This is a genomic window from Prosthecobacter sp. SYSU 5D2, assembly GCF_039655865.1.
Classification (GTDB): Bacteria; Verrucomicrobiota; Verrucomicrobiia; order Verrucomicrobiales; family Verrucomicrobiaceae; genus Prosthecobacter.
The window spans coordinates 88,593-103,762 of the sequence record NZ_JBBYXL010000006.1; the positions used below are offsets into that span (position 1 = coordinate 88,593).

The following is a 15,170-nucleotide window of genomic DNA, read 5'->3' on the forward strand; positions in this document are numbered from 1 at the left end:
TGCTTTAAACCAGCCTGAATTCCCTTTGCCAACTCTGATTCCTTTCTACTCTCCGCCCCTTCATGTCCGTTAAGATCCGCCTCAACACCGCCTCTGCCACCCACGTCGTCCTTGCCAAAGTCGGCAATCCCCAGCGCGATGAACCTCTGCAAACGTCCAAAGAAGTCTTTCCCATCTCTGAAGAAGACCAGCCCGCCCTGACGGCCATCTTTTTAAAGCCTTTCAAGAATCTGATGGCCCATCGCTTCACCCATCATTCATCGCTGGACCAGCATGAAATGAACACCTGCGTGAAGGCCATCTTTGAAACCAAGGACGGGCTTTTCGAGCGCGGCGTGGAGATCGCCAAGCGCCTTTATTCCAAATCCAATCATCCCAATATCAAGGCCGGTGACCTGTGCATCGCCCACATCAAGGAGGCCCAGGTGGAGGGTGAATTTGTCCAAGGCCTCTGCATCTTGAAATCCGAAAGCGTCGTGCCTTTCCTCAGCATCTCCACGAAGAACGGTGACCTGCAGATTTCCACCGAGCAGGGCATCAATCCTGACAAAATAGACAAAGGCTGCCTCATTCTGGATTACTGGTCCAAGAAGGGTTACTACGTCCTCACATTTGACAGAACCGGCACCGATTCACGCTTCTGGGTGCGGGATTTCCTGGGCGTCGAAGCCGTGCCTGATGCTGCCTTCCTCACCAATGCCTATGCCAAGATGGCCGTGGAATTCCTTGAGGAAGAAGCCAAACCTGAGGACGACACGCCGCCTTGGGAGACTTGCAATGCCGCCCGTGGCGCACTCGAATACTTCGAGGAGCGCGAGAAATTTGACCTGGAAGAGTTCGAGCAGGAAGTCCTCAAGACCCCGGAAGCCAAGACCAAATTTCAGGAGCAGCGCGCGCGGCTTGAAGAAGAACAAGGACAACCCTTGGAGACCTCTTTTGAGATCTCCAAGAAAGACGTCACCAAGGCCAAGAAGCGCATCAATGCGGTCCTCAAACTGGACACCGGCGTGGAGATCCACGTCAAGTCCACCCTCTCCACCGAGCATGATCCCGTGCTGGAGCGTGGGTATGACGACAAGAAGGGCATGAAGTTCATCAAGGTCTTCTTCAACAAAGACATGTCTGCCTAACCAACTGTGCGGGAGGCCGGCAGCAGTCCGGCCTCCCTGTCTGTTACTTGACCCGCTTCATTCGGAACGTGCCCTTATCCAGGTCACATTCATACCGGGCCTCAAAGTCGTCGCCTTTGACGGTGCCATCATAGGTATAAAGTCCTCCTGCCCAGCCAGGCAGTTTGTGCTGGCCTTTGAAGATGGCTCCGTCTTTGGCCGTCTGCACCCGGTGGTCCACGCGGTAAGCACCGCTGAGGATCTTCGCCCAGGTGGCGTGGTAATGAAAGGAGTGGTCGCCCTCCGCATTCTTGACCGGACCCACCACGCTCCGCAGCCGGCCGTTGTGGCCATTGACATCACTTTTCCAGGTCCCTTCCCAGGCTCCTTCCACGCCGGTCTTCGGCCCGGCTTTCAATGCGCTCTTCCATTCCCTGTTGAAGGAGTGCGAGCAGGAGCTGAGCAGGACCGTGAGGCAAAGAAAGAAAAACAACCGGATCATATCCCACAGGAACGTCTCAAACCCCGGTTTTTCAGCAGCGATTTTTTCACAGCTCAAACACCCGCCACTTCCCGCACCTGCGCCGCCGAAATACCCCGAAGCTGGAAAACTCGCAGCAGCGTGTCCTCAATGAGGTTGTTCGGGCAGGAGGCACCCGCAGTGATGCCAATGATCACCGGTCCCTCTTCCGCCAGTTTGTTGGAGTAGCTGGTTTTTTCCGCCTTCAGATGCAGGTCAAAGTGAACGATCTGCTCCAGCGAGGTCAGGCACTCCGCCGTACGGATAAAAAACGTCGGCAGTTGCTGCTCGCCGATCTCCACCAGATGCGTCGTATTGGAACTGTTGTAACCACCGACCACCAGCAGCACATCCAGCGGCTGCCGCAGCAGCAGAAACAGGGAATCCTGGCGCTCCTGCGTGGCCCCGCAGATGGTATCAAAGACTTGGAAGTTCGGTTCCGTCACCGTGGGACCATCGCGATCTTCGATGGCCTTTTGCAAACGGCGCTGAATCTCTTCCGTCTCCGATTTCAGCATGGTGGTCTGGTTCGCCACCCCCACCCGCTTAAGATGAATGTCAGGATCAAAGCCCTCCGAAAGCGCACTGGCACCTTTGAACCGCTCCAAAAACGCCGCCTTGTCCCCACCGTTGCGGATGTAATCACAAACAAAGTCCACATCCGCCAGCGTCAGCACTACCAGATAATGGCCGTTCCCCTGGTCACCTAAAGCGCGGGACGATGTCGCCCGGGTTTCCTCATGGCTGGCCTTGCCATGAATGATGGAAGTAAAGCCGTTCTTGGCATAATTGCGCACCCGTTTCCAGACGCTCATCACGTCGCCACAAGTGGTATCCACCACCATGCAGCCGCGTTCGGAGATCAGCTTCATCAGCTTGGTTTCCGCGCCAAAAGCGGGCACGATCACCACGTCATCATTGTTCAGCTTCGCGATTTCCGTTTCGTGCTCGCTGACGGGAATGCTCACAATGCCCATCTCCGTGAGCTGGCGGTTCACCTCAGGGTTATGAATGATCTCCCCCAAAAGATAGACACGCCGGTCGGCAAAGACACGGCGTGCCGCATAGGCCAGATCAATCGCCCGCTCCACCCCGTAGCAAAACCCAAAGTCACGCGCCAGCCTCACCGTGGTGTTGCCGATCTGGATCAGGCTCCCCTGTTTGCGGATGGCCTCCACCAGCGTGCTGCGATAGTGAGTCTCCACCTCCTGCTGCACCCGCTCCATGACTTCCGGTGTGCGGACGTTGACGCGACGTGAGGCTGGGGCTGGAGCAGTGGCAGACATTGGTGGAGACTAAGCTAACAGGGCAGGGGAATGGGTACGTTTACCGGTTGGGTCAGTAGTTGTAAATCTTGCCTTTTTGAGCATCTTCAAACACCTGGGCGCTGAGCATGTAGCTCATTGGCGGGTCGGCCAGGGTGGAGTCATCCAGCACAGGCAGGGTTTTGCCGATGGTGGCGTCTTCCGGATGGCTGGCCGCGATGTGGATCGGTGTTCCCACCTTCACCATGTTGAAGATCTTCTGGGCCGACTTGATGGGCAGGCGCACGCAACCATGGGTGCATGGATAAGGCTTCACCCAGCCCCAGTGCATCCCATAAGCAGGAGAATAAAAGGACATCCAGTAAGTCATCGGATAACCGGCCCCGGGGCTGCTCACGCGGCGGCGGGTGGCCACCTTGCTGGTGATCGGGAAGGTGCCGTGAGGCGTTGGAGTGCTGGCAGTTCCGACCGAGCAAGGTGTGGCCAGCAAAACTTCATTCCCCTGCATCACATAGACGCGCTGGGCGCCCGTGCTCAATTTCAGCTTCACGGCAGAGGGATTGGTCACCGGCTTGGCTGGCGGATCAAAGCTGGTGGAGTAGTTGGTCCCGAATTTTTTGGTGGCGCAACTGCTCAGGGCAGCGGCAACCAGGACGAGCGCAGAGGTTTTGAGGAAACGACGGATAAAAGAAGCTTTCATGCAGGCGTCACTGTTAGCACGCCCCGGAAAGCTCTCCACACGTTTTTATTGTTGATAAAATTGTCGGTATTCTTGGCGAAAGTTTGCGTTACATAGCCTCACACCGTCTGATTCATGAAAATCCTGCTTACTGCCCTCACTCTTGCCGCCATCAGCCTTCCGGTCATCGCCCAGACCCCGGAACAGGAACCTGCGGCCAAAACCGAGTGGATCCTCTTCGACGGCAAATCCCTCAAGGACTGGGAAATGGTGGACATGGGCGGCAGCGGGGATGTGACACTGGAAGGCGGCCAGCTCATCATCAACCAGGGCGACAGTCTCAGCGGGGCCGTTTACAAGAAGGTGGAGGAGTTGCCTCTCATCAATTATGAGATCACCCTCCAGGCCAAGCGTCTCCAAGGCGTGGACTTCTTTTGCGGACTGACCTTTCCCGTCGGTGACTTGAAAAAATGCGCCACCCTCGTTTGCGGCGGCTGGGGCGGCAGTGTTACCGGCATCAGCAGCATTGATGACATGGATGCCGCCAACAACGCCACCGGCACTTACCAGCGGTATGAGGACGACAAATGGTACAGCTTCCGCCTGCGCGTCACTGCGGCGAACATCAGCGCCTGGCTGGATGACAAACAGATCGTGGACCAGGACATCAAGGACCGCAAAGTCAGCCTCCGCGAAGGCCCCATGGATGCCTACGCACCGCTCTCCATCACCACGTATAACACGATGGCCGCCATCAAAAACGTGCGGATGAAAGCCCTGCTCGCGAAGCCATAAAAAAGCCCCATGGCTTATCACCACGGGGCCATTTATATAAGTCCGGTCAAACCAAGCCCAGCTTCACCAGCGTGGCCCGCAGTTCCTCTACCTTGGCTGCCTCCATCGGCACCATCGGCAGTCGCAGCTCATCCGTGCAATGACCCGCCAGGGACATCGCCGTTTTGATCGGAATCGGATTGGTGGCCAGTTTCAGGAAGGCGGCAAACAGCGGATAATACTGCTGATGAATGCCCAGCGCGCCGGCATAGTCGCCCTTCAGCGCCAGGTTCACCATGTCGCTGATCTGCTTTGGAATCAGGTTGGCCGCCACGCTGACGATGCCCACACCGCCCACGGACATGAAGGGCAGGGTCAGGCCGTCATCCCCGGAAAGGATCTCAAAATCCGCAGGCAGCACCTGCTTCATCTGGCTCACCCGCTCAGGGTTGCCGCCAGCCTCTTTGATGGCGCGGATGTTCGGGCAGCTTTCTGCCAGCCGCACCAGGACATCCAGGCCGATCTCGATGCCGCAACGCCCCGGGATGCTATACAGCATGATCGGCAGCTTCGTATTGTCGGCGATAGCCTTGAAATGCTGGTATAGTCCTTCCGGCGTCGGCTTGTTATAATAGGGGGCCACTTGAAGGGATGCATTCGCTCCGGCGGCCTCGGCTTCCTGCGTCAGCTCGATGGCCTCACGGGTGCTGTTGGACCCCGTGCCCGCCATCACGATGCCGCGCCCTTTGGCAAATTCCACCGTCAGCTTCACCACCTGCTCATGCTCATCATAGTCCAGCGTCGGCGATTCGCCCGTGGTTCCGCACGGGACCACGCCGGACACGCCGTTGTCGAATTGGAAATCAACGATCTTTTTCAGTGCTTCCTCATCGAGCTGGCCGTTTCGGAAAGGGGTGACAATGGCGGTGTGGGTTCCTGCGAACATGGTAAAGGGAGAGAAAAGAGATTAGAGCGTAACGGTGCCTTGGAAAACAAAATCCGCCGGGCCGAAAAGCGTCACGTCAGTGTATTCATGCGGGGCGGTTTCAGTGAAGCCGACTTTCAGCGTATCCCCGCCCTGGACCAGGACGGAAACGGGGCTGGCGGCTCCGGTGAGTTCATGATGGATCAGCGCGCAGGCCACCATGCCGGTGCCGCAGGCCAGCGTTTCATCCTCCACACCGCGCTCATACGTGCGGATGGAGATGCTGCCTGGAGCGATGACTTTCGCAAAATTCGCGTTCGTGCCCTTGGGCTTAAAAGCATCGTGATAGCGCAGTCCGGCACCCCAGGCTTTGACCGGCACAGTATCCAGATCATCCACAAAGACCACCGCATGCGGCACACCGGTATTCACACTGTGGACCGTCAGCACCTCTCCCGCCACAGGCAGGTCGGTGGCCAGCTGCAGACCATGCGGGGCGCTCATGTTGATGCGCACCTGGTCACCTTCAAACTCGGCGGAAATCATGCCGGCCAGCGTCTCGAAGCGCACCAGCGTCAGCGTGTCCTCATGTAGCTTGTTGACGAAACGGCCAAAGCAGCGCGCACCGTTGCCGCACATTTCCGCCTCACCGCCGTCCGCATTGTAATAGCGCATCTTGAAGTCGCCGCCTTCGGTCGCGGGCTCCACGCAAAGCAATCCATCCGCACCGATGCCACGATGCCGGTCACACAGTTTGGCGATCTCTTCCGTGCTCAGTTTCAGGGACAGGTCGCGGTTGTCCAGCATGACAAAGTCATTGCCGGCACCATTCATTTTCCAAAAGTTCAGGGTCATGTGGGGAGAGTTCTAAAAAGGTTTACGCCAAAGCTTTCACGGCCGCCACCAGCGGTTTCACGAAGGCTTCCACTTTTTCAGCCAGATCAGCCGAGCCGCCGTTCTTTTCAATCAGCTTCACAATGGCACTGCCCACGACGACACCATCCGCCATGCTGGCGACTGTTGCCGCCTGTTCAGGATTGGACACACCAAAGCCCACGCAGACAGGCACATCCGTGGCTTTTTTGATCACCGCCACCTGCTCGGCAATGCCAGAGGCGATCTCCACCTGCGCCCCCGTCACCCCAAGGCGGGAGACATAATAGACAAAACCTTCCGCTGTTTTGGCAATGATATCAATGCGCTCCGGCGGGGAGGTCGGCGCGATCAGTTGGATGTGGCGCAGTTCTTCCGTCGGCTTCAGCTCCGCGTTCTGTAGTGCCTCTTCAGGCGGCAGGTCCAGCACCAAAACTCCGTCCACCCCGGCCGCCGCCGCATCCTTGTGGAAGCGCTCATACCCATAGGTATAGACCGGGTTCAGATACGTGAAGAATACCAGCGGGATCTGTGACTTCTCACGCAGTTTGCGCACCATCTCCAGAACCTTCGGGAAGGACGCACCCGCCTTCAGCGCTCGGTCGGCCGCCATCTGGTTCACCACACCGTCCGCCAGGGGATCCGAAAACGGCACGCCCAGTTCCACGATGTCCACCCCGGCCTTTTCCAGCGCCAGTACAATGTCAATCGTGAGATCCAGCGTTGGATCTCCCGCACATACATAGGCCACGAAGGCGCGCTTGCCGGACTTGCGCAGTTCGGCGAAATGACGGTCAATACGGTTGGTAGGGGCAGACATGGAGGGCTGCGTATTTAGCGCGTCCCGTGCATCAGTGCAACCAAACCGCGCAACTTCTGCCAGTCACAATAAGCTGAATCCTCGCCACTACCGGACGCATGAAGCCGCTCTGGCCCTCCGTTACCACCAGCCACAAACCCATGAAATTCATTCCCGCCGCATTCGCCCTCAGCCTTTTGGGCATCCTTTCCACCAGCGCTCCGGCTGCAGACGTCACTCCGCCTCCCGGCTTTCGTGCCATCTTCAATGGCCGCGACCTCACCGGCTGGTACGGCCTGAATCCCCACTCCGTCGTCAAGCTCAAGGACGAGAAAAAAGACGCCGCGCTGAAGCAGATGCGCGAGGAATTTGCCGACCACTGGAGTGTGGAAAATGGCGAGCTGGTCAATATCGGCACCGGCCCTTATGCCACCACTGACGAGGAGTTTGGCGACATCGAATTCCTCATCGAATACAAAACCGTCGCCAAGGCCGACAGCGGCATCTACCTCCGGGGCGCACCCCAGGTGCAAATCTGGGACATCAATCAGCCGGACGATCCCAAGAAACCCGACCGCCACCCCAACCTCGGTTCCGGCGGCCTTTTTAACAACACGCCGAAAACCCCCGGTCGTGACCCTCTCGTTGTCGCCGACAAACCTTTCGGTGAGTGGAACAGCTTCCGCATCCGCCAGATCGGCGACATCACCTGGGTGTGGCTGAATGACAAGCTCGTCGTGGACGCTGCCAAAATGGAAGCCTTCTGGGACAAGACCCAACCGCTGCCGGCCAAAGGCCCCATCATGCTGCAGACCCACGGCGGCGAGATTCGCTGGCGCAACCTCTTCGTCCGCGAAATCGGGGCCGAGGAAGCCGCCAAAATCCTCGCTGAGAAAAAGTAATCGCTGCATGGCTCCAGTCTTATCTGATTCATCATTTACACGCCACCTTGATCACATTCAGGGTTGACGTCAGGGGTCGGACTCTCGTTGACTGCGGGTCCGACCTTTTTCATGATTTCTCTCAGCCTTGTCGCCTTCGGTCTCGTTGTCGTGGTGCTGGCCCTGCTAGGGCTGCGCCTGCATGCCTTTCTGGCCATGATGCTGGCGGCTTTTGTCGTCGCTTTGGTCACGCCCGCAGATTCACTCATCGGCTATGCCGAGCATCAGCAAAGCCTGGGCAAAATGAGCGCGGGAGAAGTTGCCAAGTTTGCCGCCTCCACACCCCCTGACCGGGTGCTCAAGGCCTTTGGCGAGACCTGTGCCAGCATGGGGCTTCTCATCTGCATGGCCTCCATCATGGGCAAGTGCCTTCTGGATTCTGGGGCCGCCATGCGCATCGTCCAGGCGTTGCTGGCCCTGTTTGGCAAGGGCAAAGCCCACATCGCCTTTGTTTTCACCGGCTTTGGACTGGCCATCCCGGTTTACTTTGATGCGGTGTTCTACCTTCTCATGCCCATTGGCAAGGCCATGGCTCGGGTGACCGGCGGGAACTATCTTCTCTACATCCTCACCATCGTCGCCGGGGCCACGATGGCACACTCCCTGGTTCCACCCACACCCGGCCCGCTCTTTGCTGCGAGGGAGTTGGGTGTAGATGTTGGCACCATGATGATCGGCGGTTTGATTGTCGGCCTTTTCACCGCCTCCTTTGGCCTGCTCTACGCCGTTTGGGCTAACAAACGTTGGAAGATTGAAGTGCCCGAAGACGATGCCCAGTCCGTCCAGCAAACAGAACACACCTCGCTTCCATCGCTCGGCTTTTCCCTGCTGCCCATCGTTCTCCCTGTCGCCCTCATCACCTACGGATCGTTTCAGACATCCATGCCCTGGTATGCGGACAGCAATGTCGCCCTCTCCATGGGTGCCATCGTCAGTCTCTGGCTTCTAGCCAGCCAGCGCCGCAAAGATTCTCCCTCAGTCAATGATGCAGTCCAGGCCGCCATCATGTCTGGGGCCACCGTCCTTCTCATCACCGCCGCAGGAGGGGCCTTTGGCAGCACCTTGCGCCAGACGGGTGTGGCCACCGTCATTCAAAGCCTCGGTGCAGATGCCGCGCAGACCTGGGCCATCCCCATCTGCTTCTGCATCACCGCCCTGGTCCGCACCGCACAGGGATCTGCCACCGTTGCCATGATCACAGCCGCACCACTGGCCCGCGCTTTCCTGGAGGCCGGAGAAATGTCCTTTCATCCCGTTTACCTGGCACTTGCCGTCGGCTGTGGATCCAAGCCCATCCCCTGGCTGAATGACAGCGGCTTCTGGATCATCACCCGCATGACCGGCATGAAGGAAACCGAAACACTGAAAATCGTCACTCCAATGATGTCCCTCATGGGTCTTGTCGGCCTGCCCATTGTCATGATCGGAGCCTGGCTTTTCCCAATGCGTTGAGCCAACTTCACTCCCGCATAAACAGCAGCAGGCGTTTTCCCTCCATGCATCCGGCGGTTCATTTTCGATGATTATCCAATGAGTCTCATCACCACCCCGCAGGATCGCCTCAAGCTCGCCGCCTTTTATAAGGACACCCTGTTGCAGGACGTGATGCCTTTTTGGCTAAAGCACGGTATGGATGCTGAGCACGACGGCATCATCACCACGCTGGATCGCGATGGCAGCATCCTGGACACCGACAAAAGCATCTGGTTCCAGGGCAGGGCAGGCTGGATGTTTTCCACGGTGTTCAACACGCTCACCCAGGACCGGGCGCACTTCGATGCCGCCGGCTCCTGCCTGGCCTTCCTGGAAAAACATGGCTATGCCACCGACGGCAAACTCTTCTTCACCGTCACCCGCGAAGGCAAACCCCTGCGCATGCGCCGTTATGCCTACAGCGAGGCCTTTGCCTCCATCGCCCACGCCGCCTATGCCAAGGCCTCCGGCGACCATCATTATGAAGAAGCGGCCATCCGGGATTTTTCCTTTTACCTCCGCCACTCCTTTGAGCCCGGCTACATGATGCCCAAGGTGGATTCGACCACCCGCCCGATGGTCGGCATCGGTGCCCTTATGATCGGCATCGTCACCGCCCAGGAGCTTCGGGCCAACCTCGGCCATGTGGACGTGGCCGGCCGCAGCGCCACCGAGTGGATAGACCTCTTCATCCTCGACATTCAGCGCCTGTTCTTCAAACCCGACCTGGAGGTCCTCATGGAAACCGTCGCTCCGGACGGTAGCATTCTCGACCACCTGGAAGGCCGCATGCTCAATCCCGGCCACGCCATCGAGTGCGCCTGGTTCATCATGCATGAGGGCCGCATGCGTGGAGAAAAAAGCTACATCCTGTTAGGCCTGCACATCCTCGACTTCATGTGGAAACGCGGGTGGGACCAGGAGCATGGCGGGTTGTTTTACTATCGCGATGTTCATGGCAAACCCGTCCAGGAATACTGGCACGACATGAAATTCTGGTGGCCGCATAACGAGGCCATCATCGCCACCTTGCTGGCCTACGAAGTCAGCAGTGATGCCCGGTATGCCGCCATGCATCAGCAGGTGCATGACTGGAGCTTTGCCCATTTTCCTGACCCCGCACACGGAGAATGGTATGGCTATCTGCACCGCGACGGAAGTGTCTCCCAGCACGCCAAAGGCAACATGTTCAAAGGCCCCTTCCATCTCCCCAGGATGCTTTGGTATTGCTCTCAGCTCCTGGAATCTCCGAAAGACACGCTGCTTTAACTGAAGCGGCGCAAGCACTGACAAAACGATAGCAGGACAGGGGATTAATATAGACAGATCTGTCTGTTTACCTCAATCAAAAGAGATAGACAGGTCTGTTTGATCTGATTTGATACTTGCAGCCACAGTCTCATGGAGAAATCTAAATCAAAACGCCCCCGCACCGGTGCCCGTGATCGCATCCTGGAAACTGCTTTGCGGCTGTTTTACCTGGACGGCGTACGCGCCACGGGGATTGATAAAATCATCGCAGAATCCGGCGTGGCCAAGATGTCCTTCTACCGGCACTTTCCCTCCAAGAACGACCTCATCGCCGAATACCTCCGCAGCCGCAGCGAGACCTGGCTGGCGTGGTTCAAGTCCACCGTGGACAAGAAACTGCAGCAGGCCGGCAGCGGGCTGGAGGTCATCGCCGAACCTCTCCGCCAATGGTTTGCCGAGCCAGGTTTCAGAGGCTGTCCTTTCATCAATGCCCTGGCTGAAAACCCGTCACCGGATCCGGAGATCCGCCGGGTGATCCTGAATCACAAGACGGACCTGGAGCAATGGATCGCTGATCTGGCCAGCCGGCTCGAATACATCGCTCCCCGCCAAACTGCCTCCGCCGTTTTGCTCCTCATTGACGGTGCCATCATCCGCTACCACATGACGGCAGATGCCTCCGCAGTTGACTCCTGCCAGGTCTTCCTCAAAAAGCTGCCCCGGCAGATGCGAAAAGCCGGCCCTGAAGAGGAGACTCAGGCACAGCTTTTCCTGCCGGGCCTCGGAATCTGATTCAAAACCTGTCCCCAAAAAGAACAGGTGATCATTTGACGTACCGGGGGTGTCTCGCGTGTTATATAAGGAATAACCAATCATGCTCTCTCATCCCATCACCGGTCTTGTTGCCGCCACTCACACCCCCTTTCATGCCGACGGCTCCCTCAACCTCAGCGTGGTTGAAAAGCAGGCCGCCCATCTGCAGCACACCGGTATCGGCACCGCATTCATCGGCGGAACGACCGGTGAGAGCCATTCCTTGAGCCTGGCAGAGCGCCACGCACTGACACAGCGCTGGATGGAAGTGACCGCTGGCAGCCCTTTGAAGGTCATCGTCCATGTGGGCGCCAACTGCCTCGGGGATGTGGCTGCCCTTGCGGCCCAGGCGCAACAGCTTGGTGCCGATGCCATTAGCGCCCTGTCCCCCAGCTACTTCAAGCCGCGCTCCGTTTCCGCTCTCGTGGATTGCTGCATTCAGATCACCGCTGCGGCACCTGAGCTGCCTTTCTTCCTGTACGACATCCCTTCCTTTACCGGCATCTCCCTTTCCATGCCTGAGTTCCTGACTCTGGGCGCAGAAAAACTGCCCACCCTGGCTGGCATCAAGTTCACCAACCCTGATGGCATGATGTTCCAGCAATGTCTGTATCACAGCGACAGTGCCTTTTCGATTCTTTGGGGTACCGATGAATGCCTCCTGGCCGGCCTCGCCCTCGGTGCCACGGGTGCCGTCGGCAGCACTTACAACTTTGCCGCCCCCATCTATCAGCGCATCCTCCGCGCCTTTGCCAAAAATGATTTCACCACCGCCCGTGCCGAACAGAAACGCTCCGTGGAACTCGTCGCCCGCCTCGCCTCCGTCGGTTACATGGGCGCCGCCAAATGCGTGATGAAGATTCTCGGCGTGGATGTCGGCCCGGCCCGCCTTCCTCACACCAACCTGGATGCCGCTCAGGAAAAAGCCCTGGCTGCTGATCTGGAGTCCATGGGCCTGCTGAGCTCCGAGTTCCGTCTCTAACTACACCGCAATCTCCGCCTTGATGGCCGGATGCGGATCATAACCTTCCAGAGTGAAATCCTCGTAGCGAAACGCGAAAAGGTCCTTCACTTCTGGATTCAGCTTCATCACCGGCAGTGGTCGCGGCTCGCGGGTGAGCTGCAGCCTGGCTTGCTCAAGATGATTGGAATAAAGATGCAGGTCACCAAACGTGTGGACAAACTCCCCCGGTTCCAGATCGCAGACCTGAGCCACCATCATCAGCAGCAGGGCATAGCTGGCGATGTTAAACGGCACGCCCAAAAACAAATCCGCGCTCCTCTGGTAGAGCTGGCAGCTTAGCTTGCCCCGGTCCACAAAGAACTGGAACAGGCAGTGGCAGGGCGGCAGGGCCATCTGGTCCACCACCGCCACGTTCCATGCGCTGACGATGTGCCGACGGCTGTACGGATTCTTCCGGATGCCTTCCACCAGCTTCACAATCTGGTCCACCGGCTCCGCCCCTGGCGCTCCCTGCCAGCGGCGCCACTGGGCTCCATACACCGGCCCCAGGTCACCGTTTTCATCCGCCCACTCATCCCAGATGGTCACCTTGTTATCCCGCAGATAACCAACATTGGTATCACCCTTCAGGAACCACAAAAGCTCATGGATGATGCTGCGCAGGTGCAGCTTCTTGGTCGTCACCACCGGAAATCCGGTGCTCAAGTCATACCGGCTCTGCTCCCCAAAAACCGAATACGCCCCCGTGCCTGTCCGGTCTTCACGGTAGGAACCGTGGTCGAGGACTTTCTGAAGAAGACGGTGATACTCGTTCATGGGATGTCGAAACAGACTGCCGGACGCAAAGAGCCACGCTCCTGCATTCATTATTACGAGTTGTAGGGAACCGGCGTGCCGGTGGAGTTGGCCAGCACCTTGAAGTTCTTGATGACCTCCGCAGTCACTTTGCCCGGCTTGCCATCCCCGATGAGGCGGCGGTCATACTGCACCGCCGGGATCACTTCGGCGGCCGTGCCTGTCAGGAAGCATTCGTCCGCCGTGTAGATTTCGTGCCGGCTCATGGTCACTTCATGCACCGTCAGACCCATGTCGCGCATGACTTCCATCACCGCCTGGCGGGTGATGCCGTTGAGGGCGCCGCTGGCGATGGTCGGGGTATAGACCTGGCCGTTTTTAATCACGAACACGTTGTCGCCGGTACACTCGGCCACATAACCCTGCTCATTCAGCATGATGCCTTCCTCACATCCGGCCTGGATGCATTCGATCTTGGCCATGATGTTGTTCAGGTAGTTCAGGCTCTTCACCTGCGGGCTCAGCGCTGCCGGCGGCGGCCGCCGTGTCGCACAGGTGATCAGGTTCAAACCGGTCTCATACTTCTCCTTTGGATAAAGCGTGATGCCACTGGCAATGATGATAATGCCAGGCTTCGGGCATTGATAAGGGTTCAGTCCCAGAGAGCCCACACCGCGTGTGATGACCAGGCGGATGTAGCCATCCTGCAGATTGTTAGCCGCCACTGTTTCCACTGTCGCCTTTTCCATCTCCTCGATGGTGATCGGGATCGTCAGGCAGATGGACCGCGCGCTTTCATACAGGCGCACCAGATGCTCCGTCAGACGGAAAACACGCCCGCTGTAAATGCGGATGCCTTCAAAGCAGCCATCCCCATAAAGCAGACCATGGTCGAAGACTGAAACCTTGGCCTCGGATTCAGGTACGAGTTTGCCGTCGAGATAAATAAGCAGGGGATTGGATGCCATGATGAGTGGATGGGAGGGCCGTGAGAATGCCAGTCGCCCGGCCATTTGCAAGTCCCTGCTTGCAGCTTCCTGGCATCAGAACCTGGTTCAGCGGCTCAGGTCTCCCTGGCACAGCACTTTAAAGCCGGACCGGCTCAGCACGTCCGCCCCCATGTCCACATCATCACAATGCAACGCGAACAGCGGAAACAACCCTGGGCGCACCAGCAAAGGATAGCAAAATTCGATGTTCAGCTCTGCCGCCAAAAGAGCGGACAGGCACTCCGTCAGCCGACGGTCGGATTCGCTCAGCTCCACCACGATGATGAAGCAGTCGGCATGCGGAATCCCTTTCTCGATGAACAGCATCGCCGCGCCGTCCGGATCGCTCAAGATCAGCCGTACGAGCGTCATTTCGGTTGTGTCCTGCATGGAGATGCCCAGCACCTCAATGGAGTGCTCCTGCACCAGCTTGATGAGCGCCATCAGAGAACCGACACGGTTCTGCAAAAAGACAGAAATCTGCCGGATGGGAGCGCTTTTGGCGGTGGCGGGGGGGATTTCTTGAAGCGTGTTTGACTCCATAATGTTGAGGAAATGTTGAGGGAGGGGAATTAGCCGGCAGGGCCGATGGCGGAGCGGGTCTCATCAAAGAGGGTTACTCTTAGGGGAATGGTGAAGAGCACGTTTCCGGCCAGTTCCAGGACCCAGCGGTAAACGCCCTGTTTTTCAATGCGGAGGCGCTGGAGATTGAGGACGATGTTGCGGGTGACGAAGGGGACAAAATTGGAGGGGAAGGAGACATCCACGGCGGGGTCAAAGGGGGGGAGGCACTCCTGGCCACCGGGATCCAGGCAGCGGATCATGAACTGGTGGCGGCCGGCATCCATGGGTTCAAAAAGGAGGCGGATGACCAGGGAGCAATGCGGGTGGACGACGGGAAACTCCCGGGCGCAGAGCGTGTCAAAGGCTCCTAAAATGCAGAGTTTGCCGGAGTAATCCGACGCTGAATCACAAAGAGTGGCGAGTTGGACCGTCATCA

At 58.0% G+C, this 15,170-nt stretch carries 17 protein-coding genes; 7 read left to right on the plus strand and 10 right to left on the minus strand.

Annotated features, from left to right (window positions below):
* Positions 1-62: 62 nt before the first annotated feature.
* Complete coding sequence (locus WJU23_RS11335; protein ID WP_346332680.1) at positions 63-1,130, plus strand: nucleoid-associated protein; 1,068 nt, start codon at positions 63-65, stop codon at positions 1,128-1,130.
* A gap of 43 nt (positions 1,131-1,173) precedes the next feature.
* Here WJU23_RS11335 and WJU23_RS11340 read toward each other — a convergent pair whose 3' ends face one another.
* From WJU23_RS11340 to WJU23_RS11350, 3 genes are read right to left on the minus strand one after another with little or no spacing between them, the layout of a single operon-like run.
* On the minus strand, positions 1,174-1,611 hold the full coding sequence (locus WJU23_RS11340) for a hypothetical protein (protein ID WP_346332681.1): 438 nt from the start codon (positions 1,609-1,611) through the stop codon (positions 1,174-1,176).
* 53 nt (positions 1,612-1,664) lie between these two features.
* On the minus strand, positions 1,665-2,915 hold the full coding sequence (locus tag WJU23_RS11345) for a 4-hydroxy-3-methylbut-2-enyl diphosphate reductase (RefSeq protein ID WP_346332682.1): 1,251 nt from the start codon (positions 2,913-2,915) through the stop codon (positions 1,665-1,667).
* A 52-nt stretch (positions 2,916-2,967) separates the two neighbouring features.
* Positions 2,968-3,594, minus strand: coding sequence for a L,D-transpeptidase (locus WJU23_RS11350; RefSeq protein ID WP_346332683.1), 627 nt, complete (start codon positions 3,592-3,594; stop codon positions 2,968-2,970).
* Positions 3,595-3,708: 114 nt separating this feature from the next.
* Between WJU23_RS11350 and WJU23_RS11355 the strand changes: the two genes are divergently transcribed.
* Positions 3,709-4,368, plus strand: coding sequence for a DUF1080 domain-containing protein (locus tag WJU23_RS11355; protein WP_346332684.1), 660 nt, complete (start codon positions 3,709-3,711; stop codon positions 4,366-4,368).
* Between the two features lie 46 nt (positions 4,369-4,414).
* Here WJU23_RS11355 and dapA read toward each other — a convergent pair whose 3' ends face one another.
* Genes dapA through trpA form a run of 3 tightly spaced genes read right to left on the minus strand, consistent with a single transcriptional unit; the run spans position 4,415 to position 6,965 of the window.
* A complete protein-coding gene (gene dapA / locus WJU23_RS11360; protein ID WP_346332685.1) occupies positions 4,415-5,293 on the minus strand; it encodes a 4-hydroxy-tetrahydrodipicolinate synthase in 879 nt (292 codons plus the stop codon).
* A 21-nt stretch (positions 5,294-5,314) separates the two neighbouring features.
* A complete protein-coding gene (gene dapF, locus WJU23_RS11365) occupies positions 5,315-6,127 on the minus strand; it encodes a diaminopimelate epimerase (protein WP_346332686.1) in 813 nt (270 codons plus the stop codon).
* A gap of 22 nt (positions 6,128-6,149) precedes the next feature.
* Positions 6,150-6,965 carry a tryptophan synthase subunit alpha gene (gene trpA / locus WJU23_RS11370; RefSeq protein WP_346332687.1) on the minus strand — a complete coding sequence of 272 codons (816 nt, stop codon included), beginning with the start codon at positions 6,963-6,965 and terminating at the stop codon, positions 6,150-6,152.
* Positions 6,966-7,105: 140 nt separating this feature from the next.
* On the opposite strand from trpA, the gene WJU23_RS11375 reads away from it, so the two are divergent.
* The 5 genes from WJU23_RS11375 to WJU23_RS11395 all read left to right on the plus strand — a co-directional run bounded on the left by WJU23_RS11375 (position 7,106) and on the right by WJU23_RS11395 (position 12,404).
* The gene (locus tag WJU23_RS11375) at positions 7,106-7,846 is read left to right on the plus strand and encodes a DUF1080 domain-containing protein (RefSeq protein ID WP_346332688.1); all 741 of its coding nucleotides are present in this window, start codon (positions 7,106-7,108) and stop codon (positions 7,844-7,846) included.
* 111 nt (positions 7,847-7,957) lie between these two features.
* Positions 7,958-9,337 carry an SLC13 family permease gene (locus WJU23_RS11380; protein ID WP_346332689.1) on the plus strand — a complete coding sequence of 460 codons (1,380 nt, stop codon included), beginning with the start codon at positions 7,958-7,960 and terminating at the stop codon, positions 9,335-9,337.
* Between the two features lie 78 nt (positions 9,338-9,415).
* Positions 9,416-10,627 carry an AGE family epimerase/isomerase gene (locus tag WJU23_RS11385; protein ID WP_346332690.1) on the plus strand — a complete coding sequence of 404 codons (1,212 nt, stop codon included), beginning with the start codon at positions 9,416-9,418 and terminating at the stop codon, positions 10,625-10,627.
* Positions 10,628-10,759: 132 nt separating this feature from the next.
* Positions 10,760-11,401, plus strand: a complete 642-nt coding sequence (locus WJU23_RS11390) for a TetR/AcrR family transcriptional regulator (protein ID WP_346332691.1) — start codon at positions 10,760-10,762, stop codon at positions 11,399-11,401.
* 82 nt (positions 11,402-11,483) lie between these two features.
* Positions 11,484-12,404, plus strand: coding sequence for a dihydrodipicolinate synthase family protein (locus WJU23_RS11395; RefSeq protein ID WP_346332692.1), 921 nt, complete (start codon positions 11,484-11,486; stop codon positions 12,402-12,404).
* Here the strand turns inward: WJU23_RS11395 and WJU23_RS11400 are convergent, their stop codons facing one another.
* The 4 genes from WJU23_RS11400 to WJU23_RS11415 form a co-directional block, all read right to left on the minus strand.
* A complete protein-coding gene (locus tag WJU23_RS11400) occupies positions 12,405-13,202 on the minus strand; it encodes a thymidylate synthase (RefSeq protein WP_346332693.1) in 798 nt (265 codons plus the stop codon).
* 53 nt (positions 13,203-13,255) lie between these two features.
* Entirely contained in the window at positions 13,256-14,149 is an 894-nt protein-coding gene (gene ilvE / locus WJU23_RS11405; protein WP_346332694.1) for a branched-chain-amino-acid transaminase, read from the minus strand.
* An 87-nt stretch (positions 14,150-14,236) separates the two neighbouring features.
* Entirely contained in the window at positions 14,237-14,713 is a 477-nt protein-coding gene (locus WJU23_RS11410) for a hypothetical protein (RefSeq protein ID WP_346332695.1), read from the minus strand.
* Between the two features lie 29 nt (positions 14,714-14,742).
* Entirely contained in the window at positions 14,743-15,168 is a 426-nt protein-coding gene (locus WJU23_RS11415; RefSeq protein WP_346332696.1) for a hypothetical protein, read from the minus strand.
* Positions 15,169-15,170 lie beyond the last annotated feature (2 nt).

Coding starts and splice junctions, on each gene's coding strand:
- WJU23_RS11335 (WP_346332680.1), top strand. CDS start 63: ATGTCCGTTAAGATCCGCCTCAACACCGCCTCTGCCACCCACGTCGTC.
- WJU23_RS11340 (WP_346332681.1), bottom strand. CDS start 1,611: ATGATCCGGTTGTTTTTCTTTCTTTGCCTCACGGTCCTGCTCAGCTCC.
- WJU23_RS11345 (WP_346332682.1), bottom strand. CDS start 2,915: ATGTCTGCCACTGCTCCAGCCCCAGCCTCACGTCGCGTCAACGTCCGC.
- WJU23_RS11350 (WP_346332683.1), bottom strand. CDS start 3,594: ATGAAAGCTTCTTTTATCCGTCGTTTCCTCAAAACCTCTGCGCTCGTC.
- WJU23_RS11355 (WP_346332684.1), top strand. CDS start 3,709: ATGAAAATCCTGCTTACTGCCCTCACTCTTGCCGCCATCAGCCTTCCG.
- dapA (WP_346332685.1), bottom strand. CDS start 5,293: ATGTTCGCAGGAACCCACACCGCCATTGTCACCCCTTTCCGAAACGGC.
- dapF (WP_346332686.1), bottom strand. CDS start 6,127: ATGACCCTGAACTTTTGGAAAATGAATGGTGCCGGCAATGACTTTGTC.
- trpA (WP_346332687.1), bottom strand. CDS start 6,965: ATGTCTGCCCCTACCAACCGTATTGACCGTCATTTCGCCGAACTGCGC.
- WJU23_RS11375 (WP_346332688.1), top strand. CDS start 7,106: ATGAAATTCATTCCCGCCGCATTCGCCCTCAGCCTTTTGGGCATCCTT.
- WJU23_RS11380 (WP_346332689.1), top strand. CDS start 7,958: ATGATTTCTCTCAGCCTTGTCGCCTTCGGTCTCGTTGTCGTGGTGCTG.
- WJU23_RS11385 (WP_346332690.1), top strand. CDS start 9,416: ATGAGTCTCATCACCACCCCGCAGGATCGCCTCAAGCTCGCCGCCTTT.
- WJU23_RS11390 (WP_346332691.1), top strand. CDS start 10,760: ATGGAGAAATCTAAATCAAAACGCCCCCGCACCGGTGCCCGTGATCGC.
- WJU23_RS11395 (WP_346332692.1), top strand. CDS start 11,484: ATGCTCTCTCATCCCATCACCGGTCTTGTTGCCGCCACTCACACCCCC.
- WJU23_RS11400 (WP_346332693.1), bottom strand. CDS start 13,202: ATGAACGAGTATCACCGTCTTCTTCAGAAAGTCCTCGACCACGGTTCC.
- ilvE (WP_346332694.1), bottom strand. CDS start 14,149: ATGGCATCCAATCCCCTGCTTATTTATCTCGACGGCAAACTCGTACCT.
- WJU23_RS11410 (WP_346332695.1), bottom strand. CDS start 14,713: ATGGAGTCAAACACGCTTCAAGAAATCCCCCCCGCCACCGCCAAAAGC.
- WJU23_RS11415 (WP_346332696.1), bottom strand. CDS start 15,168: ATGACGGTCCAACTCGCCACTCTTTGTGATTCAGCGTCGGATTACTCC.